Source organism: Corynebacterium sp. J010B-136, from assembly GCF_002967075.1.
Classification (GTDB): Bacteria; Actinomycetota; Actinomycetes; order Mycobacteriales; family Mycobacteriaceae; genus Corynebacterium.
The window spans coordinates 376,175-400,505 of record NZ_PUGE01000002.1 but is presented as its reverse complement, the minus strand read 5'-3'; the positions used below and the strand labels follow the sequence as shown (position 1 = coordinate 400,505).

18 protein-coding genes are annotated in these 24,331 nt (G+C 56.1%); 6 read left to right on the top strand and 12 right to left on the bottom strand.

Going from position 1 to position 24,331, the window contains the following annotated elements; genetic code table 11:
- Positions 1–82: 82 nt before the first annotated feature.
- The 5 genes from C5Y44_RS05175 to C5Y44_RS05155 form a co-directional block, all read right to left on the bottom strand.
- Positions 83–1,000 carry a hypothetical protein gene (locus tag C5Y44_RS05175; RefSeq protein ID WP_233189837.1) on the bottom strand — a complete coding sequence of 306 codons (918 nt, stop codon included), beginning with the start codon at positions 998–1,000 and terminating at the stop codon, positions 83–85.
- Between the two features lie 109 nt (positions 1,001–1,109).
- On the bottom strand, positions 1,110–2,933 hold the full coding sequence (locus C5Y44_RS05170; protein WP_105323956.1) for a DUF262 domain-containing protein: 1,824 nt from the start codon (positions 2,931–2,933) through the stop codon (positions 1,110–1,112).
- 189 nt (positions 2,934–3,122) lie between these two features.
- Positions 3,123–4,139 (bottom strand): ketol-acid reductoisomerase, encoded by a 1,017-nt coding sequence (gene ilvC, locus C5Y44_RS05165; protein WP_066838191.1) that lies wholly within the window; start codon positions 4,137–4,139, stop codon positions 3,123–3,125.
- 277 nt (positions 4,140–4,416) lie between these two features.
- Positions 4,417–4,938, bottom strand: a complete 522-nt coding sequence (ilvN, locus tag C5Y44_RS05160) for an acetolactate synthase small subunit (protein ID WP_105323955.1) — start codon at positions 4,936–4,938, stop codon at positions 4,417–4,419.
- The gene (locus tag C5Y44_RS05155) at positions 4,938–6,806 is read right to left on the bottom strand and encodes an acetolactate synthase large subunit (RefSeq protein WP_105323954.1); all 1,869 of its coding nucleotides are present in this window, start codon (positions 6,804–6,806) and stop codon (positions 4,938–4,940) included. Before C5Y44_RS05155 ends, ilvN begins: the two co-directional genes overlap by 1 nt.
- A gap of 420 nt (positions 6,807–7,226) precedes the next feature.
- Between C5Y44_RS05155 and C5Y44_RS05150 the strand changes: the two genes are divergently transcribed.
- The 4 genes from C5Y44_RS05150 to C5Y44_RS05135 all read left to right on the top strand — a co-directional run bounded on the left by C5Y44_RS05150 (position 7,227) and on the right by C5Y44_RS05135 (position 12,659).
- Complete coding sequence (locus tag C5Y44_RS05150) at positions 7,227–7,898, top strand: PH domain-containing protein (protein ID WP_105323953.1); 672 nt, start codon at positions 7,227–7,229, stop codon at positions 7,896–7,898.
- A 150-nt stretch (positions 7,899–8,048) separates the two neighbouring features.
- The gene (gene ilvD, locus C5Y44_RS05145; protein ID WP_105323952.1) at positions 8,049–9,902 is read left to right on the top strand and encodes a dihydroxy-acid dehydratase; all 1,854 of its coding nucleotides are present in this window, start codon (positions 8,049–8,051) and stop codon (positions 9,900–9,902) included.
- Between the two features lie 82 nt (positions 9,903–9,984).
- Entirely contained in the window at positions 9,985–11,337 is a 1,353-nt protein-coding gene (locus C5Y44_RS05140; protein WP_233189836.1) for a glycosyltransferase family 87 protein, read from the top strand.
- Between the two features lie 200 nt (positions 11,338–11,537).
- On the top strand, positions 11,538–12,659 hold the full coding sequence (locus C5Y44_RS05135; protein WP_105323951.1) for an HNH endonuclease: 1,122 nt from the start codon (positions 11,538–11,540) through the stop codon (positions 12,657–12,659).
- Positions 12,660–12,837: 178 nt separating this feature from the next.
- Here C5Y44_RS05135 and C5Y44_RS05130 read toward each other — a convergent pair whose 3' ends face one another.
- A complete protein-coding gene (locus C5Y44_RS05130) occupies positions 12,838–14,394 on the bottom strand; it encodes a DoxX family protein (RefSeq protein ID WP_105323950.1) in 1,557 nt (518 codons plus the stop codon).
- A 174-nt stretch (positions 14,395–14,568) separates the two neighbouring features.
- Between C5Y44_RS05130 and C5Y44_RS05125 the strand changes: the two genes are divergently transcribed.
- Complete coding sequence (locus tag C5Y44_RS05125) at positions 14,569–15,657, top strand: glutathione S-transferase family protein (RefSeq protein WP_105323949.1); 1,089 nt, start codon at positions 14,569–14,571, stop codon at positions 15,655–15,657.
- A gap of 12 nt (positions 15,658–15,669) precedes the next feature.
- On the opposite strand, the gene C5Y44_RS05120 is transcribed toward C5Y44_RS05125, so the two are convergent.
- Positions 15,670–16,551 carry an ArgP/LysG family DNA-binding transcriptional regulator gene (locus tag C5Y44_RS05120; protein WP_066837073.1) on the bottom strand — a complete coding sequence of 294 codons (882 nt, stop codon included), beginning with the start codon at positions 16,549–16,551 and terminating at the stop codon, positions 15,670–15,672.
- Between the two features lie 78 nt (positions 16,552–16,629).
- Here C5Y44_RS05120 and C5Y44_RS05115 point away from each other — a divergent pair, with 78 nt between their 5' ends.
- A complete protein-coding gene (locus C5Y44_RS05115) occupies positions 16,630–17,340 on the top strand; it encodes a LysE/ArgO family amino acid transporter (protein WP_105324082.1) in 711 nt (236 codons plus the stop codon).
- Here the strand turns inward: C5Y44_RS05115 and C5Y44_RS05110 are convergent.
- From C5Y44_RS05110 to C5Y44_RS05090, 5 genes are all read right to left on the bottom strand, one after another.
- Positions 17,337–18,629 carry a benzoate/H(+) symporter BenE family transporter gene (locus C5Y44_RS05110; RefSeq protein ID WP_105323948.1) on the bottom strand — a complete coding sequence of 431 codons (1,293 nt, stop codon included), beginning with the start codon at positions 18,627–18,629 and terminating at the stop codon, positions 17,337–17,339. The two genes, C5Y44_RS05115 and C5Y44_RS05110, sit on opposite strands and share 4 nt — an antisense overlap.
- A 314-nt stretch (positions 18,630–18,943) precedes the next feature.
- Positions 18,944–20,323, bottom strand: coding sequence for a hypothetical protein (locus tag C5Y44_RS05105; protein WP_233189835.1), 1,380 nt, complete (start codon positions 20,321–20,323; stop codon positions 18,944–18,946).
- A 271-nt stretch (positions 20,324–20,594) separates the two neighbouring features.
- Positions 20,595–22,100 carry an Asp-tRNA(Asn)/Glu-tRNA(Gln) amidotransferase subunit GatB gene (gene gatB, locus C5Y44_RS05100; protein ID WP_105324081.1) on the bottom strand — a complete coding sequence of 502 codons (1,506 nt, stop codon included), beginning with the start codon at positions 22,098–22,100 and terminating at the stop codon, positions 20,595–20,597.
- A 69-nt stretch (positions 22,101–22,169) separates the two neighbouring features.
- Complete coding sequence (locus C5Y44_RS05095) at positions 22,170–23,219, bottom strand: bile acid:sodium symporter family protein (RefSeq protein WP_105324080.1); 1,050 nt, start codon at positions 23,217–23,219, stop codon at positions 22,170–22,172.
- 67 nt (positions 23,220–23,286) lie between these two features.
- Positions 23,287–24,318 carry a 6-phosphofructokinase gene (locus C5Y44_RS05090; RefSeq protein ID WP_105323947.1) on the bottom strand — a complete coding sequence of 344 codons (1,032 nt, stop codon included), beginning with the start codon at positions 24,316–24,318 and terminating at the stop codon, positions 23,287–23,289.
- Positions 24,319–24,331: the final 13 nt, after the last annotated feature.

Genomic DNA, 24,331 nt, shown 5'->3' with positions numbered 1-24,331 from the left:
GTCACCAAAGGTGACCAGGCAGCAGGAATTGGGCGGCGCGCTCATGCTTTTAAAGCCCCCTCACAGATTACTTGAGGTGATTTTATGAGTTTGCGTGCGTCGAAGAATTCCAACCGTGCCTAATCCTATCGGTTAACAGGTTGTTATCCCCAAACTGGGGGCCGAGTGCGACTAGCGGACCATCTTCTAAACCATTCACCAAGGCCATTTGATGCTTGGAATCGCGCGGATCGCCGGTGGGCATAACCCACACTTCCCCGCCCCAAGCTTTGGCATTAGCTACCGATGCCACCGATGATTCCGGGGTCACAATAATCACCGGTGACATGCCCGAATCCCTGCGTGACTGCGCTGGAATCGGCTCTGTCTCCCACCGCTCTTCGCGGTATAAAGGCTCCCATGCGGCCTTCAATTCGGTGAAGTTGGCCGACTCTAAATCTGCTACGGCTTTGACCATCCCCTCTGGGCTACCGACGACTTGGCTGGTGAATTGAAATGCCGTCATCTCCCCCAATGCTTGGGTAGTGCCCGGGTCATGCAAAATCTCTAGGTCCCCGTGCGTGGACGCAAAAGGCAGGTCTCCGACCAATAAAATGCGGGTAATGCCCAATGCTTCTATTTGCGCGATGAGTTCACTGCGCATGGAGTCATCGTAGGTGACCATGGGGACGCGTTGTGCCACGGCTATCGATGCCGCCCGCAACTGCGAGGAGTCTGTATTCTCCGCGATGATGATCGAATTTGAACCAGAACCCTGGAAAAACAGCTCCACAGATTGCAGACCCCAGGGGTCTGGGAGCACCTGGACTTTATCGCGGAATTCTTCGCGCACTAGCTGGCTGCGGTTTTCGGTCGCAGCCTGCTCTAAGTTGATCTGGGCTTCATCCAGATCAAAAAGCTGCGGGGTTACCACTGGCTCGCTTTGGCGAAAACACGATGACAAACTCAGCGCCAAGCTCATAGCTACAAGCGCTGCGACTGCCTTCGGTATTTTTGCCACGCGCAACTTTCCCCGCCTTATTTTTCCACTACTGGCAGTAAGTATCTCACCACTACTGCAGTTTGGGAAACACCCAGTTGAAGGCCAAATTGCCTAGCAACTTGGGCGCCTAAACAGTGCTGAGATCCCGGATGATGGTTTTGCCCATGGCGTGTTCGACCATTCCGACAAAGCGCTCACGTCGATCCCGGATGAACCCGTCAAAGTCAGCGTCGTGTAAAAGCTCCGCGTTGAGTTCGTGGGAGGCTAATACGGTGTCGAATTCTGCATCTTCCATAATCGACTTCGACTGCACGCGAGAAAGGTAGCGTGCCGGCGATTGCCCATCGATGACGACCTCAGTGCGTTTACCCATCGGGGTGTGGTTGAGCACTGAGCTGGCCAAGGCGGGATCCACCTGGAACTTTGCGCACCAAGTATCAGGGAAGATTTGGTGAAAGCCCGTGCTCAACTCGAAGAATGAAGTCTTGTCAAAGACTTTCGCGCTGCGCCAATCCCGTGCGCCGCTGGCCATCAAAAGCGCATAGAGCGCATGGTAGATACCGCTGGATTCATCCGCGGTATTAAGCCGGGATTCTTTGAACTCCGCTTCGCGCACGGACTTCGGCTCTTCTTCACGGGTGCCTAAAATCCAGGCGCAGACCTCTTCCACATCGCGTGCAGCACGAAGCTTGACGGCTTCCGAGCCATAGAGCTCACCAAAGACGCCTGACCAGAACCAGCGATTGAGCTTATCCCAGGCTTGCTGCGATGAGAGACACCCGGTAATCGGCGCAAGGCGCGCCAAAATGACCGCGAGCGGAATAATCTGTGCAGTATACGGGACTTGTTCCTGGTTGAAGATGCAGCGTTGGCGCAAGAACTCTGCGACTTCCTGGAAAGTAATCTGCAGCTTGTCGGCTGCTGCCAAGTACTCCGATAGATTTAAATTCAAGATATCTTCGCGCTGACCGCCTGCATGGCCGGTATCTGCCGTGGAATACAAGGAGACTGCGGACAGGAATTGCGTGCGCTTGATGCCATCGAGCGCCGGGTATTTCCGCAGGGCTTTTTCACGCTTGGCCCAATCATCGGCCAGCCGGAAGTTCTCATCCTCGGAGGCAAAGACCGCCGTGACCAAATCAAAGACGTCCATGTCATTGCCAGACCGATTGGCGTGGGCGAAAATCGTTCCCACACCAGCACTCGCGGTTTCGCGCGACAGCCGAATCATCGGCACGTCATAGCCTGCCAGTGGGAAAAGCACGCGGTTGTGAAACTCGGCGAGCTCCGCGTAATTAAGCTGCTGTTCGCTCGCTGTACTGTCAGTAGACGTGCTCTTGCTGCTTGCTTCGTCGGCGGCTGCGTTTACGCTGCCAGCGACGTGGGCGGCCATGGATAAGATGATGCGCGTGCCTTCGTCAGACAACAGCATGGATACGGGGACGCAGCCGCTGCGCAGATAGGCATCTTCCCTATCTAGTGGGTAGTCCAAGCTAGGGCCAAAGTGCGAACACACATAGCCGTCATCATCAACGGCGAAGACGGACTCATCGGGAAGTAGCTCTTCAGATACTGCCCGGCGTAGGTCTACAAAGTAGCGGCGCATGACAGTTTCGTCGCGGAAATTGGTGGTGCGGATATTTCCCGATCCGCGCAGGCAGTGATACAAGGTGGTCAGGCGCTGCTCGCCATCTAATAACAGCATGCCGGGGTTATTGTCGGTTGCCGGTGCGCCAGCAAGTGGACGCGGCTTAAAGCGCATCTTTTCATCGCGTGTATCTAAGACCGTCACCGCACCGACTGGGTAGCCGCGCAGGACAGTGACTAATAGGGAGCGAATATGGTCTTCGTCCCAGGTGTAGTCTTGCTGGAAATCGGGAACTTGGATATCACCGCGGTCAATGCGTTTGAAAAGGTCCAAAAGGTCATAGCTTGGCGTAATAAAACCCATACCTTTGAGCTTATACCCCAAATCAACTTCCCGCGCGTGTCCGATCGGACATTTTTACCGTGGGAGTGCTTTTGTTTGGCGATCGCAAAAGCGGCTAGCCCCAAAAGGTATCTCAACCTTAAAGGGCTAGCCGCTTGAAGAAGCTAATTCGAACTAGCGAAATAGCTGTCTTTAAATCGTATTTACGATTTAAGCAGTTTCAGCGCGAGCGTCAACCTTGACCCAGCTCATCAGATCGCGCAGCTTCTTACCGGTCTGCTCGATTGGGTGATCGTTGTAAGATGCACGCAGGCCTTCGAGCTCCTTGTTGCCGCCTTCAACGTTAGCCAGCAGACGCTTGGTGAAGGTGCCGTCCTGGATATCGGCTAGGATGTCCTTCATGCGCTCCTTGGTGCCAGCGTCGATAACGCGTGGGCCGGAGACGTAGCCACCGAACTCAGCGGTATCAGATACCGAGTAGTTCATGTTGCTGATGCCGCCCTCGAACATGAGGTCAACAATCAGCTTCAGCTCGTGCAGAACTTCGAAGTAAGCCATTTCTGGCTCGTAGCCAGCTTCGGTCAGAACCTCGAAACCGGTCTTGACCAGTTCTTCGGTGCCACCACATAGAACTGCCTGCTCACCGAAGAGGTCAGTAACGGTCTCCGCCTCGAAGGTGGTTGGGATAACGCCCGCGCGTGCGCCGCCAATTGCGGCAGCGTAAGACAGCAGGAGGTCGTGGCCTTCTTCCTTGGGGTCCTGATCAATTGCGATCAAGCAAGGAACACCCTTGCCGTCAACGAACTGACGACGAACCAAGTGGCCTGGGCCCTTTGGCGCAACCATGCCGACCGTGATGTTGTCAGCTGGCTTGATCAGGTCGAAGTGAATGTTCAGGCCGTGGCCGAAGAGCAACGCGTTGCCCTCTTCTAGGTTTGGCTCGACGTCATTGGTAAAGATCGAAGCCTGGGAAGTATCTGGAGCCAGGATCATGATAACGTCTGCCCACTTGGTGGCGTCTGCAACAGACTTTACTTCAAAGCCAGCTTCTTCTGCCTTGGCTGCGGACTTGGATCCGTCGCGCAGACCAATGACTACCTCAACGCCGGAGTCGCGCAGGTTCTGAGAGTGCGCGTGGCCCTGGGAGCCGTAACCAATAACAGCGACCTTGCGGCCCTGGATGATCGACAGATCAGCATCGTCGTCGTAAAAAGTCTCAATTGCCATGAGAGTTAACCCTTTCGTTGGAAAGTTCGGTACTAGTGTGGGTGCACTCCATCTACCGTACCACAGTGCGGGATGAAGTGTTCACATTATGAGATATTTCAGGAATTTATTATGAATTTTTTGAGAGGGCTTCCCTTGTGAGGACTCCCCCTACTAACCGACGCGAACCTTGTGGGCTGCGCCGGGGGTGTTTTGTCGGAGGGTTCCCCTCCCGACCAAAGCACCGAGAGGGGTCAATCGAGTTATGCGATTGATGTGGTTGATTCGATTGAGTCAATCAGAGCTTGCTGGGCGCCATGGCCTTTGGACCGCGGCTCAGTGCCACGTGCCCGGACTGGATGAGTTCGCGAATGCCGAATGGCTCTAAAACATCTAGCAGTGCGCGCAGCTTTCCTGGCGAACCCGTAGCTTCCACAATGACGGATTCTTGAGCCACGTCTACTACGCGGGCACGGAAGATGTTGACGGCGTCGACAACCTGCGGGCGATTGGTGTTATCAGCGGTAACTTTGACCAGCATGATGCCACGTGCGACCGAGGTGTCTTCATCCAGTTCGACGACCTTGATGACTGGAATGATCTTGTTGAGCTGCTTGGTTACCTGTTCGATAACTACCTCGCTGGCATCGACCACGATGGTAAAGCGGTTAATGCCGGGAGTTTCCGTGCGTGCGGAGACAATGGATACGAGGTTGTAGCCACGGCGGGTGAACATGCCGGCGACGCGGGAGGTGATACCTTCTACGTCTTCGACCAAGACGGACAAAGTATGGCGGGTGACTTCGTGCGGAGCAGGCATTAGTCTTCGATCTCCTCTACGGTTTCGTGAATGGTCGCCGGTTCTTCAGCAGCTGATTCATTTTCATCAAACAGTGGGCGCAGGCCAACGGCGTACTGGATTTCTTCGTTTGAAGCACCGCCGGAAATCATTGGCCAAACCTGTGCGTCTTCGCCGACGATGAAGTCAATAACTACTGGGCGGTCATTGATTTCACGCGCGCGCTGGATAGCAGGCACGATTTCTTCTTCGGTGGTCACGCGAATGGATTCGCAGCCCATGGCATCGCCAAGCTTGACGAAGTCCGGGATGTAGTTTTCTTCCTCACGCAGCTTGGTGTTGGAGTAGTTGCGCTCATAGAACAGGGTCTGCCACTGGCGCACCATGCCCAGGTTGCCGTTATTAATAACAGCGATCTTGATGGGGAAACCTTCCAAAGCTGCGGTGGTCAGCTCCTGGTTAGTCATCTGGAAACAGCCATCGCCATCGATTGCCCAGACTTCCTTGTCCGGCAAGCCAGCCTTGGCACCGAGCGCTGCAGGAACTGCGTAGCCCATGGTGCCGGCACCACCGGAGTTGATCCAGGTGCGTGGGTTTTCAAAGTCGATGAACTGTGCAGCCCACATCTGGTGCTGGCCAACGCCTGCCACGTAGATGGCCTCTGGGCCAATTTCACGCGAGAGGTGCTCCAAAATCAACTGCGGGTTGAGCTTGCCATCTTCAGTTGGCTCCCAGCCTCGTGGGAAGCGGTCCTGCAGATCATTAAGGTAGCCAGTCCACTCATTGATTTCCGGCTTCGGATACTTGGTGGAGTTCTGATAGGTCTTGGTCAGCGCCAACAGCACCTCGCGAGCATCACCGACGATTGGGATGGCAACTTCGCGAATCTTGCCGATTTCCGCTGGGTCCACATCCGCATGGATAACCTGCGCGTGTGGTGCGAAGGTGTCAACGTCACCGGTGACGCGGTCATCGAAACGCGCACCGATAGCAATGAGCAAGTCTGCGCGCTGCATGGCGGCAACCGCTGGAACCGTGCCGTGCATGCCCGGCATACCCATGTGCTGTGGGTGAGAATCTGGGAATGCACCCAAAGCCATCAAGGTGGTAACTACTGGGATGCCGGTAAATTCGGCAAATTCCAGCAGCTCGCGGTGAGCGTCAGCCTTGATGACACCGCCACCGACGTAGAGAACAGGGCGGGTAGCTTCCGAAATCATCTTCACTGCTGCCGAGATTTGGCGGTTGTGAGGATTGGTCGTTGGCTTATACCCCGGCATGTAGAACTTCGGCGGGAAGGTGTATTCCATCGTGGCATTTTGGATATCCTTCGGGATATCCACCAAGACAGGGCCAGGACGGCCAGTCGATGCCAAGTGGAACGCAGACGCAATCGCCTCTGGAATCTTATTCGGATCCGTGACGATGAAGTTGTGCTTAGTAATCGGCATCGTCACACCGCGAATATCTGCTTCCTGGAAGGCATCAGTGCCCAAGAGGTTAGAGCCCACCTGGCCGGTAATGGCCACGATTGGCACAGAGTCCAAGTTGGCATCCGCAATTGGGGTTACCAAGTTGGTTGCACCAGGACCGGACGTGGCAATACACACGCCCACCTTGCCGGTTGCCACTGCATAGCCTTCAGCAGCGTGGCCAGCACCCTGCTCATGGCGGGTGAGCACGTGGCGAAGAGTTTCGGAACGGTTTAGTGCATCATACAAAGGCAGCACGGCGCCGCCTGGGATGCCGAAGACTAGGTCGGTGCCTAAATCTTCAAGGGTGCGGACAATAGCTTGTGCACCAGTCATGCGCTCTGGGCCTTTTGGTCCTGGCTTTGCGCCAGTCGAAGAGGCCACCGAAGCCGGAGAGGGCGTTGTGGAAGCTGCCACGGTGGTAATGCTCCTTAGGTCATGGACTTTTTCAAAGTAATTATTCAATTAGACACTTTGCTCATCCTGGCACCGTGCGGGTGGCGGGCAGGCGGTAAAGCGCAGATCAAACATCGGCTGTGGGTGGGCCGAGCTATAAATAAACAATGCCCCCGACTCAACTCGGGTGGGAGTTGGCGAGGGCACTTGCTTTTAACGACTTCAAAATGGCCGCTACGGCAAGCGCCGCGCTGCTACTACTACCACCTGAAGTCGAATATTGATCATGGCCTACATCATACACACTGATTTTCCTCAGTCCAGTTAACACCCCCATTGCGTGAGAAACCTATCTCAGTGTGCGGAATTTACCTGTATCTTTGCCCGACTCCACATCTCATGATTAACCCCTGGGAATAAAACTAATTAGCATAGGTTTACATGACCGATCCTGTGCCTGCTGACAACTTAGCCGACAACAACGCAACTAGTTCTACTATTCCGGCGCCCACCGGCGAGACCAAGGAGTTCGTGCCCGAGCGCACCCACGTCTTCGCCATTGCCTTGATGGCCATGGTGTGCATCATCATGGCCGGCTGGAACCCACTACTTTTGGGCTGGACCGTATTAATTCCTGCCCTGTGGATCTATTGGGTATTGCGCGGCAAGACCACCGTCGGCGAAAAAGGTATTGCCATTCGCTACGCGTTCAAAGGCCGCAAAACTATTTCTTGGGACAACTTCGAAGGCATTGGCTTCCAAGGCTCCAAGGCTTTCGCTGAAACCACTACCGGCACCAAGCACAATTTGCCCGGCGTTACCTTTAACTCTTTGCCGGGGCTTTACGATGCATCCCGCGGCCGCATCCCCGACGCACTCAGCGAGGGCAAAGCCGCAGCTGATGAAAAGGTCGTCATTGTCCACCGCGACGGCCAGCAGATCTTGATGGACAAAGAAGAGTACGCGCAATACCAGGCCGCCCAGGACGGCGCCGAAAGCGCCGTCCCCGAAGCCAATAAAGGTGTCCCACAGAATGGAAACACTAATCCACCCCGTGAGACACCCCCATCGGATGGCCAGACTCAGAATCAGCGTCGCAACGGAGTAGAGTAAGTAACCTACCGATGCTGCGGCGAGCACACCCCCTTCACCCGCAGCACTCGCCGAAGGCCCAAGGCAGTGAGGGAATACTTTCTTATCACAAAGCGTTGACCACGCTATACGCCTTATAATCCCCATCTTTGATTTTTAGGATCTATTTTCATGTTTCCTCTGCGCTCTAAAGTAACCACCGTCGGCCGGCAAGCTGCGGGTGCGCGCGCTCTCTGGCGCGCGACCGGCACCAAGGAAAATGAGTTCGGCAAGCCAATTGTCGCTATCGCCAACTCCTATACCCAGTTCGTTCCTGGCCACGTCCACTTGAAAAACGTCGGTGACATCGTCGCTGATGCCATTCGTGAAGCTGGCGGCGTGCCGAAGGAATTTAACACCATCGCGGTCGATGACGGCATCGCCATGGGCCACAGCGGCATGCTCTACTCCCTGCCATCACGTGAGATCATTTCCGACTCCGTGGAATACATGGTCAATGCACACACCGCCGACGCGCTGGTCTGCATCTCCAACTGTGACAAGATCACCCCAGGCATGCTCAACGCGGCTTTGCGTTTGAACATCCCCACCATCTTCGTCTCCGGTGGCCCTATGGAGGCTGGTAAGGCAGTTGTCGTCGATGGCGTTGCGAAGGCTCCAACTGACCTGATCACGGCGATCACCGCATCGGCTAGCGATGATGTCGATGATGCCGGTCTGGCCATGGTCGAAGAATCTGCCTGCCCAACCTGTGGTTCTTGCTCCGGTATGTTCACCGCGAACTCCATGAACTGCCTGACTGAAGCTTTGGGTCTGGCCCTGCCTGGCAACGGCACCACCTTGGCAACCCACTCTTTCCGTCGTCGTCTCTTCGAGCAAGCCGGCACCACCATCGTGGACCTGTGCCGCCGCTACTACGGCGAAGAAGATGAATCCGTCCTGCCGCGCAATATCGCGAACAAGGACGCTTTCTACAACGCCATGGCGCTGGATATGGCCATGGGTGGCTCCACCAACACCATCTTGCACACCTTGGCTGCAGCACAAGAAGGTGCCATCGACTTCACCCTGAACGACATCGAGGCTGTCTCTGACGCCGTTCCTTGTCTGTCCAAGGTTGCCCCCAACGGTGTCTGGCACATCGAAGACGTCCACCGCGCCGGCGGCATCCCTGCCATCTTGGGCGAGCTGCGCCGCTCCGGTCACCTGAAGATGAATGTCCACACCGCGCTGTACAAGGACGCCGGCGAATGGCTGGATGACTGGGATATCCGCGGCGGCAAGGAACTGGACAAGGCCCGCGATCTCTTCCTGGCTGCCCCAGGTGGCGTACGCACCACTGAGCCATTTTCCACCGACAATGTCTGGGAAACCCTGGACACCGACCAGGAAAACGGCTGCATCCACTCCTCAGAATTCTCCTACTCCGACCAAGGTGGTCTGGTTGTCCTGCGCGGCAACCTCGCACCTAATGGCGCCATCATCAAGGCCGCCGGTGTCGAGGAAGAACTGTGGCACTTCCAGGGGCCTGCTCGCGTTGTCGAGTCCCAGGAAGAAGCAGTCTCCATCATTCTCAAGCGTGAAGTCCAAGCTGGCGATGTCATCGTCATCCGCTACGAGGGACCTGCTGGCGGCCCGGGCATGCAGGAGATGCTGCACCCGACCTCCTTCCTCAAGGGCTCCGGTTTGGGCAAGGCATGTGCCTTGATCACCGACGGCCGCTTCTCCGGTGGTACCTCTGGCCTGTCCATTGGCCACATCTCCCCTGAGGCTGCTCACGGCGGTGTAATCGGTCTGGTCCAAAATGGCGACCCGATCACCATCGACGTGCGCAAGCGCGCACTGACCCTGGACATCGACGAAGACGAGCTGGAGCGTCGTCGCGCTGAGCAAGAACGCCGCGAAAAGCCATGGACCCCGGTCAACCGCGACCGCCCTGTCACCAAGGCTTTGCGCGCATACGCAAACATGGCGACTTCTGCCGACATGGGCGCAGTCCGCATCGTTGATGGGCATATCGCTTAATCAACGACGTTCACCACATTTTCACCTAGGCGGTGGGTCAGTATTTACCGAAGTACTGGCCCACCGCCTAACATTATGGCCTGTGACTACTTCGCCAAATATTGACCAAGACCCGCCGGTGCCGACAGCGGCTACGAACGTCGCTGCTCCCACAGCCTTCTTCTCCCCCGCTATCGCGGGGTTAATTGGCTTACTTGGGGTTATCATCGCCACGGTAACCACGGCGATTCAGGTGATGTTGACGGATTTTCCTATCGACATGATCATCTACCGCGAAGGCGTTAAAGCTTTCATGGCCGGCAACGAGGTCTACTCCGTGCCCATGATGGCCGGGGATATTGCGCTGCCGTTTCTTTACCCACCTTTTGGCGCGCTAGTGATGGTGCCACTGGCTGGTGATTGGTTTAGCGATGCTATGGCCGGCGACATCGTCATTATCCTATCCAATCTGCTCATCGGCCTCGTGCTGCTCATGCTGGCTTTTGCCTTAAATAAGCAACGTGCCAATCGTTTTGCCAGCTCCGATATCATCGCTGTCGCCACCTTGGTGTGGGGCATCGTTTTAATCTTTGAGCCCGTGCGTTTGAATAACGGTTTCGCGCAGATCAACATCATCCTCATGGCGCTCGTTGCTTTGGACTTAATCCCCCGCAAGCGTCTCAAGTGGCTCCCGCAAGGCTGGCTCATCGGTGTTGCCGCAGCCATCAAAATCACACCTTTGGCCATGCTGCTGTATTTCTTGGTCCGCAAAGAAATCAAGCCGATTATCACCGCAGGCATCTCTGCCATCGTAGCCACCGCTATTGCCGCGTCCGTGCGCTGGGATGTGGCGTGGGAATACTTCACTGTCAATCTCTTATCGATGGGCTCCGGCGGCGAAATCGGCGTCCAAACCGCCTACCAATCCAATAGCTCCCTCAAGGGCTTTCTCGAGCGTCTCTACACCTCCCAAGAGGCCATGGACACTTCCAGCATGATCACCACGATCATCTGGTTCTGCCTGGCCATTATCACCGTCGTGCTCGGTGGCTGGTTGATGATCGCGCTGAATAAGCGCGGACTCAACATCGAAGCCTTCATGATCAACGCTTTCATCATGCTGCTGATTTCCCCAGTCAGCTGGTCGCACCACTGGATCTGGCTCACCATCGCCATCCCAGTCCTGCTCTACCGCGCGACTACCTGGCGTCACCTCAGCTGGGTATCCGGTATCATGGTCTCCATCCTCGGTCTGTGGTCACTGCTAATCTTGACCATCCCGCCGAAGTGGTACTGGGGCGATAGCATCAACGTGTGGGAACAAGAACTAGTCTTCAAAATTGTCATGAGCGACTTCATCTGGTTCGCCATCGCAACCATGATCGTCACCGCAATCATGCTTCGCTTCGTACCGATTAATGATTCCACCGCTCACGACACTGCGCAAAGCATCTAGTATCACGCGCTAGATTCTCCCCTAGGCCGGTTAACCACCGGCCTTTTCGCGATCTCAGGTACTTTTTCGGCGTATTTATGCCGACTCAGAGGCGCGCCTGTGGATAACTTTGCCAGTTGCGTGACGTGTCAACGTAGTTATCCACAGGTTTTTGAGCTTGCACTAGCCAGGGCTTGCAAAGGCGTTTTAGTGTCGAAGTTATGAACGGACAACAAATAATAAAACTCTTCTACACAAGCGGAATAACTATCCTCCGCGACGTTTATCAGTGCTCCCCTTATGACCTTGCCGGTGACCTGATGCCACTGAACACGGCACGCAAATACACCAGGCTTGCCACAGTATTCTTCGGGCCCGCTGACTCGCCCAAGGCGCAGCGCGATTCAGTAGCGCTTGCCGAAGCGAGGCAATTAAGCCTCGAATACTTAGACATGGTCAACAAACACGCCAAAAAACTCAACACCCGCGGCGCAGCGTGGAAACTGCGTGCAGAACTTATCGCTTACGAAGGCACCTTCGAAGAAGTCGAAGCCCACGCCAAGAAACGCGTCACCGAAGAAGGCGGCGACACCAAGAAGAAACCGGGCGTACGCGTCGGCCGGGCTATCGACGGCCTACGCACCATTAGCATTACCGATACCCAACGCCGTATTACCGACCTCGAGAAAACCCTCGACGCCGAAATCACCAACGACGACCAGCCACGCTCCGAAGCATTGCTCGAACCATTCTGGGACCTCGTCGAAGGAAACGGCACCGGCCTCACCAAACCGGAATACCGCACCGTTATCGCTATCGGCCTCGATGATTTCGCCAAAGTCTCCTGCGGTCGCGGCGACGAGGTCATCATCGGTCTTTCTGATGGCACCACCATGACCGGCGCCGAGTTCATCAACGCCGCGATGGAAGGCGCCCTTGGCGACAAGCTCTACGTTGGACTCTTCCACCCCACCGCCGGACCGGTCAACCTCTACGAAGCCCGCTTCGCATCCGACAAGCTACGCACCTTGGCAATGGCAGAAAACCTTGTCTGCCCGTGGCCAGACTGCAACGTGCCCGCTGATAGGTGCCAGGTCCACCACATCGACGCCCACAAGAACGGCGGCCATACCAAACCGTCGAATCTGACGATGCTGTGCAAGTACCACAACGGCGTGAATGATGATGGCGGTCCATCTTCGCCGAGCCGGAAGAAACGAGGCAAACCGAGTCGCGGGAGAATGCGACGCCACCGCGGCAAAGTCCGCCTGCACACCCCAGGCGGAAAACTTGTGGGCAATACGCACCACGTAAGCAGCATGGGAGCGATGAGCCTCATCTAAAACCAGGGCGATCCCCACCGCTAGCAAGAGCTAACTAGTCAACCAGGCTGGTTAGCTAATTCGGCGATCCCTTTTGCCGAAAGCAGTGCTAGCGAAACCAGATACACATTAAAAAACGCGCCAGTCAGAGTTTCCACAAAGGATTCTGACTGGCGCGCTTTCTTGCGCTTAATGCGTATTAGTTCAGCGGGTTGATACCGGCGCCGAACCACCACACAGCTACCAGTGCCGCTGCACCGAGGATAAAGAAAACCCACGACGAAGCCAATGGACGACGAGCCGGGCTCGAGAGTGCCTTCACACCAAGTGCGGAGTCAACAGAGATAAATCCTGGGCCGGTGAACTGTACGCCAACGTTAACTACGAACAAGACTAGTGCCAGCCACAGGGACTCAGGCCAGCCAAAGACGTCCAAACCTGCACCGGAAACAGCCAACTCGTGGATAGCCATGAAGCCGGTAACAACGAGTGCCAGCATGGATGCAAATGGGGTCAGAAGGCCCAGCACCAGGAATACACCTGCAACGAGCTGTCCTACTGGAATACCCATGGCCAGGATATTGGCCATCGAGTAGCTAGCATATTCAGACTCCAGTCCGGAGATTCCAGCGGACTCCCCGATGCTAAAGAGTGTGCGCACGCCCTCAACGATGAGGAAGCCACCCAGCGCGATACGGATGAAGAGCAAACCAAAGTCAATGGTGCCGCGCTTGCCATACTGACGACGCAGTGCTTGTTCTTCCTCAGCCTGGGCTGCTGCGGCGGTATCGGCATCGAGAGCCAAGGCCGTGTCATCCGAGTACTGCGATGGTGAATCAAAGTGCTGCGTCGCCGAGTATCCTGCTGCGCCCGCACCAGCCGCTGCGCCACCTGCTGGTACTGCAGCCGGCTGCACGGTAGTTGGTTCATTGCCGTAATCAGCGGATGAGTTTACCGACGTCGGCGATTGGTCGAAGGAGGTATCGCGGCTAGCGAAATCACGGTCATCGTAAGGATTGTTCTGTGAACCAGTTGTAGGGCCCATGTTCATCGTCTCCGTAGGTTGGGACTCAACAGCGGACTGAGGAGCCTGGGTGGTATTGGGCGTAATTTCTTGTGGTTGAGCACGTCCGGGGCGGTCGAAGACGCTCGAGCGCGGAACTTCTTGGGTGGTTTCAGGCTTCGCAGCCTCCGGCTCGGCATCCTTAGCACCCGACGCATGTGCAGCGGCAAAGCCTGCTCCTGCAGCGCCGGCTCCCGCAGCTGCGCCAGCACCAGCAGCTGCAGCACCACCGGAAGCGGAACCCGAGGAGTCGGTGTCTGAAGAGTCAGAGTTTGCGGGCGCCTTAGGTGCTGCGGTGTCTTTCGCAGGCTCCGAAGTTGATGGAGTGTCTACCGGATTTGGCTCGGAGGCGGCCGCAGCTGGTTCCGATGTCGCGGCTGGTGTCGAAGGCATGGACGCTACTGGGTCGACACTTTCCACGATGCGTACACCGCTTGGTTTCTTGGCGGATGCTTTGCGCTGCTCGCTAGCTTTAATCTCCGCATCGGAGGGGCGCTCGAAAGACGTCGTGGGCTGATCCGATGGGCTGGTGGACTCAGCGGTCTGATCAGCAGCAGAGGCCGGCGAGGCGGAAGCTGGCGATGCCGCGGCAGGAGTCGAGTCGGTGGACGGTTTGTATGCAGGAACACCCAACTCGTCATCAAAGTCTGATGCCTTATCAGGTTGATCGTGGGACGGTGTATTCGTGCTCATAACCTAAACACTATGCGAAATCGTCGCTGCTGACAGCCAGCTAAGTCGGCGCGCCCCACCATTTTGCCAGCTGTTGCCAAACCTTTATCTCTCGCGCGTGGGTTCGGTCTAGATTTTGCGCAACAAATGAACTAGAGTTGTTGATACGTCAACACAATGGAATAAAGGAGTGACATGGCAACCGAGAACACGCAGGAACCAGTCCAAGAAGCACGCAACGCCTCTCCCGATGGAGAGTTTATTCGCGATACCAATTACATCGAGGATCGCATCGTCCCCGACATCAGCGAGCCAACAGAGCAGGAAGATGGCACATTCCACTGGCCACAAGAAGCTGGCCGCTACCGCTTGGCAGTAGCTCGTGCCTGCCCGTGGGCGCATCGCACCGTTATTGCACGCCGCTTGATGGGGTTGGAAGACACCATCTCGCTGGCACTGGCTGGCCCGACGCACGACGTTCGCTCTTGGCAATTCGACCTTGATGAAGGCGGAGTTGACCCAGTCCTGCAGATTCCGCGTTTGCAAGATGCTTACTTTAAGCGCTTCCCCGATTACCCCCGTGGAATTACGGTTCCAGCCATCGTGGAGGAATCCACCGGTCGCGTAGTCACCAATGACTACCCTTCTATCGTTCGTGATTTCATCACCAACTGGAAAGATTTCCAGCGCGAGGGCGCGCCAGACCTCTACCCAGCACAGCACGCCGAAGAGATAGAAGAGATTAACTACTACATCTTCAAATCGATCAACAACGGTGTCTACCGCTGCGGCTTTGCAGGTTCACAAGAAGCTTATGAATCGGCATATGAGTTCATGTGGGAAGCACTGGACTGGGTAGAAGACCGCCTAGGCAAGCAGCGCTACATGGTGGGTGACCACATCACCGAGACCGATATCCGCCTCTTTGTCACCTTGATTCGTTTCGACCCAGTGTATTACAGCCATTTTAAGTGCTCTCGTCACAAGATGGCTGAGCTGCCTAATATCCGCGGCTACCTCCAAGAGCTCTTCCAGATTCCAGGCTTTGGTGACACCACGGACTTCACCGAGATCAAGCAGCACTACTTCATGGTGCACACCGAGATTAACCCCACCAAGATCGTGCCAGTCGGCCCAGACATGGCGTGGTTGATGGAACCACATGACCGCGATCGCTTTGGCGGTCAGCCATTTGCAGATGGCACCACCCTGCCAGGGGCGTTGCCTGCTGGTGAGGAAGTGAAAAACCCAGAGGATTTCCAACTTCCACTGTTTGACCGCTAGAAATTCCGCAGGTTATTTACGTTGTGGCAGCGCCGCCCGCGCGGCGCTGATAACACTGCTGGTGAGCTTTTCTAGAACTTCAGATTCTAATCGCCAGCGCTGCCAGTACAGGTCCACTTCAATATCCTCGCCGTCCAGAGCCACTAGTTCGCCTGAATCGAGATATTGCTGGACCTGGATTTCTGCCAGCACTCCCCAACCTAAACCGATACGTACGGCTTCGAGATAGGCCTCGGACGTCGGGATCTGGGATACCCGGCCGCGGATGACATGCAATTCCACGTCACGGTCGCGCATCGCGCGGTCCAAGATCGCATCTTGCGGGCCATAGATCACCAGCGGCATTTGCCGCCACGCCAGGCCCAACTCCGTGTTAAAGCGAGTTTTAATATCCGGGGTACTGACCGCAACATAGCGCATGGTGCCTAAATATTCGGAAACACAACCCGAGACTGGAGCTTGCTCATGGGTAATGGCGCCCAGCACGTCACCACGGCGCAGCATAGCCAAGGTGCGGGTTTCATCTTCGACGCGCAGCCGCAGCGCTGCCTCGCCGTATTGCGCCATCTCTGCCATCACGGCCTTAAACCACGTGGCTAGGGTGTCATTATTAACCGCCACCGACAACGGCACGCGTTGCAAGCGTTGCCCTAAGCGCGCATCCGTTTCTGCCTGTACCAGCGCCATGCGCCTGGCAGATTGCACCAAAATCTCCCCGGCGTCAGTCGCCGTGACAGGGTTAGCACGGCGCAGCAAAACACGACCCGTGGAGGCTTCAAGTGATTTGATTCTTTGGCTAACCGCCGACGGTGTGATTCCCAGCACCGTCGCAGCATATTCAAAGCTGCCTTCATCCACGATGGCCAGCAAGGTTTCCAAATGTACCGGATTCATGAAGCCATTCTAACCTAAGGTGAAATTCAATAACTGGACTTCATCGACAAGCGACTGCACAGTAGAGATATGTCAACGCTGTCTATCCTCATCGCCGGTTTCGCACTAGGGCTCTCACTGATCGTAGCGATTGGCCCGCAAAATGCCCTGCTGATCAAACAGGGCATTAAGCGCGAGCACGTGTGGATAGTCATTGCGATTTGCGCGGTCTCCGACATCATTTTAATCAGCGGTGGCACCGCGGGCGTGGGCTATTTGGTGGAAACTTTCCCGACCGCGCTTGTGGTGCTGAAGTATCTGGGTGCGATTTATCTGGCGTACTTTACTTACCTGTGCTTCCGCGATGCTTTGCGCGACAAGGTTGAAACCCTCTCCCCTGCGCAGGTCGAGCCGAATAAGACACAGCAAATCGATGCTTTTGATGGTGGCAGCTTGGGCGGTTCCTCCCCGGTTGATACTCGGCGGCGCACCACGCGTCTGCGCCAGCAAGTACGCCAATCGACCTGGGTGAAGCCGGCTCTCGCGACCCTGGCGATTTGCTGGCTCAACCCAGCGGCCTATGTTGATGTGCTGGTAATGATTGGCGGGCTTGCCAACCAATACGGCGAAACCGGCCGATGGTTCTTTGCTGCCGGCGCCATCGCAGCAAGCATGCTGTGGTTTCCCACCGTTGGCCTTGCTGCGGCCAAGTTCTCGCACGTACTTTCACGCCCTGCGGTGTGGCGCGGCATCAACTTCGGCATTGGCTGCATCATGGCGCTGCTGACCATCAAGTTGCTGTTGACCTAGGACCTTGTGGGCTGAAGTTCCTCGGTGGTTTCTTCTGCTGGGGATTCTTCGACCACGGAGGTTTTCTGCGCGCAGGCATCCATAAGCCATGCAACGAGGCAGCCAAAGACGATGCCCCAAAACGGTGCGGAGATACCCAGCAGTGAAATTTCTGAGACTGTAATCAGGAAACAGACCAGCGCGCCGGTGGAATAGGCACCGGAAAATCCGGCGATGAAGGCATTCTTCAGCGGGGTGAGCATGGCGATGCCAGCAAGGGCTGCGATAAATGCCGCAGGCATGGCTAGCATGAAGCCCACGAATACTGGAGAGAATAGTCCTACGGCAATCGCGCCGACGGCGGTGACCATGGCTGCGGCATAGTGCCGGTCCTTGTGCGGGCCGGAGACAATCAAGGCATTTGTCGGGCCGGTTAAACAGGTAGAGATATTTCCAATCAGCGCCATGGGCATGGAGACCAGTCCGCTGACAGCCGCGGCGACATTGACGCCGGGCTTATGCCCTGCTGCTTGGAGCACTGCGATGCCCTGGCCGTTTTGCACGATGACCACGGTAATAGTCAGCGGGATAACGAGTTCCGCCATCGCTGCAAGGGAGAATTCCGGAGCGGTGAACACGGGTGAGGCGATGACGCCATCGGCGAGGATTCCGCCGCCTAGTTGCCCGGAGACAATCGCGATGATGGTGCCAATCACCGCTGCGACAGCCACCGGTGGAGCGACCGCAGCTAAGCGCGGGATGGCGCTAAGGGCGACGAAGACGAGAATCATTGGCAGCGCAATCAGCGGAGCGTCGGTGGCGGCGCTGATGAGGTCGAGCCCAAAGCGCAAGAAAATGCCGGCGACCATCGCCATGACAATCGTCGGTGGCAGGAGCGCCATAATCTTGCCGATGAGTCCGGTCCAGCCGAGTAGAAATACCAAAAGCCCAGTGGCGAGATACGCACCGATAACTTCGCCGAAGCTCAAGTGCATCAAGGCATCGCCGGCGAGTACTGTGCCGGGGATGGTCCAGAAATAGGCTTGCGGGCTCCGGTAAAGATATGTCATCAACAGCGTAAGGATGCCGTTGCCCAGGAAGGCACCGAAGATCCACGAGGAGGTTTGATCCGGGCTGAGATTGCCCGCCGCTGCTGCCGCGAGGATGACCGCGATGGGTCCGGAGGCAGAGAAGATCAAGGCCACTAGACCATCGCCAATTTCATGAGGTCCGAGATCACGCAGGATTTCGCGGAAAGTAGGCCGCGGCAAGTGTGGCTTTTCCACCGCCAGTAAAGATGATGTGCCCATGGGTTAAGGCTCCTAATCTTTTAAAAAGATAACGCAAGGCCCTAAGTGGCATCGCTCCACGCCACCTCGGGCGGATTTTCCATCCAGCATTCTTACCTGCCATATTGTGCCGCACATCACCGAATGGAGCGCGAAAGTACCCCTGCCGAAAAGTCGCGTCTGGCAGCGCCAGAGGACTTTGAGGAAGTCTTGCCAGCGCAGTCAATAAGGGGTTTGCGTTCATAGAACGCACGGCTGTACCCCCGATGAACAGTAGGCAGAAAAATACCCTCCGCGGGAGGTTTTTCCTGCGAAGGGTTTATCTGGGGTTTCTGCTAGCGTGCAGAGTCGGTTACTTTCTTAGCATCGTCGTCACTCTCGTCACCGGTGTCATCGGCGCTGTCGGAATCGGTGTCGATGTAGTACTGCACATCGGTTGCTTCTTCGTCTACTTCTTCGGCCGTGAATTCGACCGCGTCGTCGGATTCGAGCTCTTCAGTGACTTCTTCAATCAGGTCTTCAAAGAGTACTTCGTGATCTAGGTTGGATTCTACGAGTTCGCGGCCGATGGTTTCATCGAGCCTTTCATCGTATTTTGCATCGGGGTGCAGCTTAAGACGCAGCAAGGACTTGATGCGCTCGCGGCGGGTGGATTCATCACGAATCTTAGACAGGCCACGGAACCAGGCGATGACAAGAACAATAACCATGAACATGCCCAAGTATCCCAGGATTGGGTAGACGTAGTTCATCAACGTCTTAAAGCCGAAGAAGCTCATGCCGTAGCCGGCGATGGTACCTGCGGCAAAGATTGGATAGGTGCGGTTTTCGCGTCCCGCAGACAGGCGCTTGCCAAGCGCGTAGAACATGCCGATGGCGGTATTGAAAATCATGAGGAAGATAACCACTGCCATCAAGATGCCAGCGGTATCGCCCATTTCGTTGACAAGCACAAGCATCGGAACATCGGAACCAACAATCTTGTCAGCGCCCATGAGCAACACGAAACCAGCAATGCCGAGCAAAATCGCGTAGCCGAAGCCGCCGACGATGCCACCCCAGCCGGCCTCACGCGGGCTGATGTGGTCGCCGCCGATGACCAAAGACATAGATACTGCCAGAATCAAGGCTAGACCGTTGTAATTGAGGGCAGATACCAGCCAGTTGCCAATCGGTGCATCGGTTTGCGAGGCGGTATCGATGACGGCAGCGGGGGCAGCTGGCATATTCATCAAGGTGTAGACCAGCACGACGACCACTGCGATAATGATGGTTGGCGTCAACAGGCCAATGACGTTGGAGACCTTGTCGACATCCAACAGGCCAGTTGCTAGAACGAGCACCATCATAAGCGTCGAGCCCACCCAGGTGGGCCAGCCAAATTGCTGCGCCATGTTTGAGCCTGCACCGGCCAGCATGACAAAGCCGACAGCAAAAAGTGTGAAGATGACAGCGACATCGAGCATCTTCGAGACCACTGGGTGCGATACCTTCCGGAACACCGCGTTGTGCTCAGAGGCGTGGAAATAAGAACCGAGTTGTAAAAATACGGTGCCGGCAAGTGTCATGATGACACCGGCGATAATCATTCCCCACACGCCGTTGATACCAAACGCCGTGAAGTACTGGACTACTTCTTGTCCGGTTGCAAAGCCCGCCCCCACCAATAGGCCAATGAATGCGAGAGCAATACCGATTATGTTTCTAAAAGACACATTTATCTAGGTTAACTACTGACCTGCACCGATGCGAATTTTTTGCGGTGTTGTTCACTGTTAAAACAATGCGAAAATATGCCCCTGCCTGGCTTTATATAGTTTTGATTACCATGTGTTATCTCACAGCCTTAATGATTGTGTGAATCAATCAATGCTGCAGCGCACGCGCCCGGCATTTTGACCCATAAAACGCGGAACCCGCACGTCAGAAGCTTGGGAATCCAAACACTTAACATGCGGGTATGTGGCGAGCGAGAGCTAGCGCTTATTAGCTAAGCTTTTTAGCAATCAGCTGGTTGACCTGACCTGGGTCAGCCTTGCCCTGGGTAGCCTTCATGACGGCACCGACGATAGCGCCGGTGACCTTCTTGTTGCCAGCGCGGTACTTCTCCACGATGTCTGGGTTTGCGGCCAAGGCGTCATCGACAGCCTTTTCAATCGCTGCATCATCGCGAACGACTTCCAGACCGCGTGCCTTAACAACCTCATCGACATCGCCTTCGCCGGCGAGAACACCATCGACAGCCTGGCGTGCCAACTTATTAGTCAGCTTGCCTTCCTTGACCAAAGCGGCCACGCGGGCAACCTGTGCCGGGGTGATGCTCAAAGCTGGCAGGTCAACACCCTGCTCATTTGCCTTCGCGGACAGGTAAGAAACCCACCAAGAACGCGCCTCATCTGGGGTCGTACCCTCTTCAGTGGTCGCGATGATCAGATCAAGTGCGCCAGCGTTGACCAGGTCACGCATCTCTGCGTCTTTCAAGCCCCACTCTTCCTGGATGCGCGCGCGGCGAATCCATGGCATCTCTGGCAGAGTCTGACGGATTTCTTCAACCCACTCGCGTGGTGCCAAAACTGGCGGCAAATCAGGATCATTGAAGTAGCGGTAATCATCCGCGGTTTCCTTCGGGCGCCCCTTGGAAGTAGAACCGTCGGTCTCTTGGTAGTGGCGGGTTTCTTGGTCGATCACGCCGCCATCGTCAAGCACTTGCGCCTGACGCATCATCTCAAAGCGCACTGCCTGCTCCACAGAACGCAAAGAGTTGATGTTCTTGGTCTCGGTACGGGTACCAAACTCAGTGGTGCCGACCGGGCGCAGGGACACGTTGGAGTCCACGCGCATAGACCCCTGGTCCATGCGGGCATCGGAAACGCCGAGTGCCGCGACCAGCTCGCGCAAAGCGGTGACATAAGCACGCGCAATCTCTGGCGCACGCTCGCCGGCGCCTTCAATTGGCTTGGTGACAATCTCAATCAGAGGAATACCAGCGCGGTTGCAGTCAACCAAAGACGCGGTTGCGCCGTGAATACGGCCCGAGGTACCGCCCAAGTGGGTCAGCTTGCCGGTGTCTTCTTCCATGTGTGCGCGCTCAATCTCCACGCGCCACTCGGTGCCGTCTTCCAGAACAACGTCTAGGTAGCCATCGTAAGCAATTGGCTCATCGTACTGGGAGATCTGGTAGTTCTTTGGCTGATCCGGGTAGAAGTAGTTCTTGCGGGCAAAGCGCGATGATTCCGCAATGGAGCAATTAAGCGCCAGACCAATCTTGATAGCCCATTCCACGCCCTTGGCATTAACCACTGGCAATGCGCCAGGCAGACCCAAGGACACAGGGTCTACGTTGGAGTTGGCAGGAGCATCAAAATTGGTTGCCGAGGTGGAAAACATCTTGGTGTCCGTGCCTAATTCGACGTGGACTTCCAAGCCCATAACTGGGTCATACTTTTCAAGGACTTCATCAAAGTCCATCAGGTCATACATCGCAGCAGTCATGCGTGCCATCTTAATACTTCTACCCTGAAGCGTCAGACACCACCCAGCCCTCACAGGCCTTTAAGTGAACTACTTAGCTTCCACGCTCTGCTCGACCTTTGCAGCACGGCCATCCACGTAGCGGCAGACGGCTGCCACCACGGCACCGGAGAGGTTGTGCCAGACAGAGAACACCGCGCCCGGCAGCGCCGAAAGTGGGCTGAAGTAAGTCGAAGCCAACGTTGTTGCCATGCCGGAGTTTTGCATGCCCACCTCAATCGCCATGGTGCGTGCGACAGGTTCTGGCTGGCGGGTGAATTTACCGGTGAGGTAGCCCAACGCGTAGCCCAGGCCGTTGTGGATGATGACCGCAACCAGCACGACGCCGCCAGCGGTGACGATGTTGTCGCGGTTGCCGCCAACGACGATGGCCACAATCGACGAAATTGCGATCACAGAAATCCATGGCAGCGCCGGGGTAATAAATGCGACCACCTTTGGCAACAGCAGGCGGACAACCAGACCGCCGACCACAGGGATGAGAACAACCTTGACGATGTCCCACGCCATCGCACCAGCATCGAGCGGCATGTACTGCCCTGCCAGCCACAACGTCAGCATCGGGGTCAAAAGCGGCGCCAGCAGCGTGGACACAGAGGTCATGGTCACGGACAAGGCAACGTCGCCGCGTGCGAGGTAGCTGACCACGTTGGAGGACGTACCACCCGGTGCACAACCAACCAGGATGACACCAACTGCAATTTCTGCAGGCAGCTGCAAAATCCATACAGTCAGTACCGCGAGCAGCGGCATGATGACAAACTGCGCGACAACACCAATGAGCACGGGCAAAGGCCGCTTAGCAATGAGCCCAAAGTCTACCGGCCGCAACGTCAAACCCATGCCGAACATGATGATGCCCAGCAATGGGGTTACCTGCGGCGCAAAGCCCGTAGCAACGTCGGGGAAGAAAAAGCCTAATAGACCACCAATGATAACCAGAACTGGAAATCCAAGCGCCGCGATAAACGCAGCGCGATCTTCGCGAGCGGTCGCCGCTTTATCAGCGTCAGATTGTGTAGGAGTCGAATGCCCGGCAGCGCCTGCGCCACCGGATTGTGAATCAAGGGAATTATTCATCCCCTCATAGTAGTCCACCATTTGGGATACCTATCCCATTAGGTGAGCAACTTCATGAACTGAGATATTAGCCAAACAGCGCTTGGGCGTTTTCGTAGCGGTGAATCGGCACGGTCTTTAGTTCATCGACGGCGTCGGCAAGGTCAACGAGTTTGATGTCTTCGCCGCGGAGTGCAACGCACTTATTGGACAGGCCTTCGTGGGCAGCGCGGGCGGCGGAAACACCGTAGCGGGTTGCCAGGACGCGGTCATAGGCAGTCGGGGTGCCGCCGCGCTGGATATGGCCCAACACAGTGGTGCGCACGTCGTATCCGGTGCGGGATTTAATCTCATCGCCGATAACTTGCCCAATGCCGTTGAAGGTTTTGTGCCCGAATTCGTCTTCTTCGCCTTCGCCAAAGTTCATGGTGCCTTCCTTGGGCAGAGCGCCTTCGGCGACGCAGATAATGCCGTACTTCTCCCCCATCTGGAAGCGGCGTTCCATGGCCTTGCAGATATCGGCGACATCGAAAGGCACTTCGGGAATCACGGTGTAGTGCGCACCGCCAGCCATGCCGGCGTGCAGCGCAATCCAGCCGACGTGGCGGCCCATGACTTCAACAATCAAAATGCGGTTGTGAGATTCCGCGGTGGTGTGCAGCCGGTCAATGGCATCGGTGGCAACAGATACGGCGGTATCAAAACCGAAGGTGTAGTCAGTCGCATTGACGTCATTGTCAATGGTCTTGGGAACGCCAATGACGGGCACGCCGTTGTCTGCCAGCCACTTCGCGCCCTTGAGCGTGCCTTCGCCGCCAATGGCGATGAGTGCGTCCACGCCGGCGTCTTCCAGATTGGATTTGATGATGTCTAATCCGGCTTTGAATTTATCCGGGTGCAAACGGCCGGTGCCTAAGATAGTGCCGCCGCGCAATAGGATGCGGTCGATGGTGGCGTCGTCATATAGGTCGCGGCGGCGGTCTTCCATCAGCCCCACCCAGCCGTCTTCATAACCTACAACGGTGTCGCCGAACTCATTAGACGCGGTGCGCACAATAGCGCGAATTACGGCATTTAGGCCGGGGCAATCGCCGCCGGAAGTCAATGTGGCTAGTCGCATAACCACCACACTA

Excerpts from the sequence above, each read along its gene's own strand:
- C5Y44_RS05170 (WP_105323956.1), bottom strand. The coding sequence starts at position 2,933 with ATGGGTTTTATTACGCCAAGCTATGACCTTTTGGACCTTTTCAAACGC.
- ilvC (WP_066838191.1), bottom strand. The coding sequence starts at position 4,139 with ATGGCAATTGAGACTTTTTACGACGACGATGCTGATCTGTCGATCATC.
- ilvN (WP_105323955.1), bottom strand. The coding sequence starts at position 4,938 with ATGCCTGCTCCGCACGAAGTCACCCGCCATACTTTGTCCGTCTTGGTC.
- C5Y44_RS05150 (WP_105323953.1), top strand. The coding sequence starts at position 7,227 with ATGACCGATCCTGTGCCTGCTGACAACTTAGCCGACAACAACGCAACT.
- ilvD (WP_105323952.1), top strand. The coding sequence starts at position 8,049 with ATGTTTCCTCTGCGCTCTAAAGTAACCACCGTCGGCCGGCAAGCTGCG.
- C5Y44_RS05135 (WP_105323951.1), top strand. The coding sequence starts at position 11,538 with ATGAACGGACAACAAATAATAAAACTCTTCTACACAAGCGGAATAACT.
- C5Y44_RS05130 (WP_105323950.1), bottom strand. The coding sequence starts at position 14,394 with ATGAGCACGAATACACCGTCCCACGATCAACCTGATAAGGCATCAGAC.
- C5Y44_RS05125 (WP_105323949.1), top strand. The coding sequence starts at position 14,569 with ATGGCAACCGAGAACACGCAGGAACCAGTCCAAGAAGCACGCAACGCC.
- C5Y44_RS05120 (WP_066837073.1), bottom strand. The coding sequence starts at position 16,551 with ATGAATCCGGTACATTTGGAAACCTTGCTGGCCATCGTGGATGAAGGC.
- C5Y44_RS05110 (WP_105323948.1), bottom strand. The coding sequence starts at position 18,629 with ATGGGCACATCATCTTTACTGGCGGTGGAAAAGCCACACTTGCCGCGG.
- gatB (WP_105324081.1), bottom strand. The coding sequence starts at position 22,100 with ATGACTGCTGCGATGTATGACCTGATGGACTTTGATGAAGTCCTTGAA.
- C5Y44_RS05095 (WP_105324080.1), bottom strand. The coding sequence starts at position 23,219 with ATGAATAATTCCCTTGATTCACAATCCGGTGGCGCAGGCGCTGCCGGG.
- C5Y44_RS05090 (WP_105323947.1), bottom strand. The coding sequence starts at position 24,318 with ATGCGACTAGCCACATTGACTTCCGGCGGCGATTGCCCCGGCCTAAAT.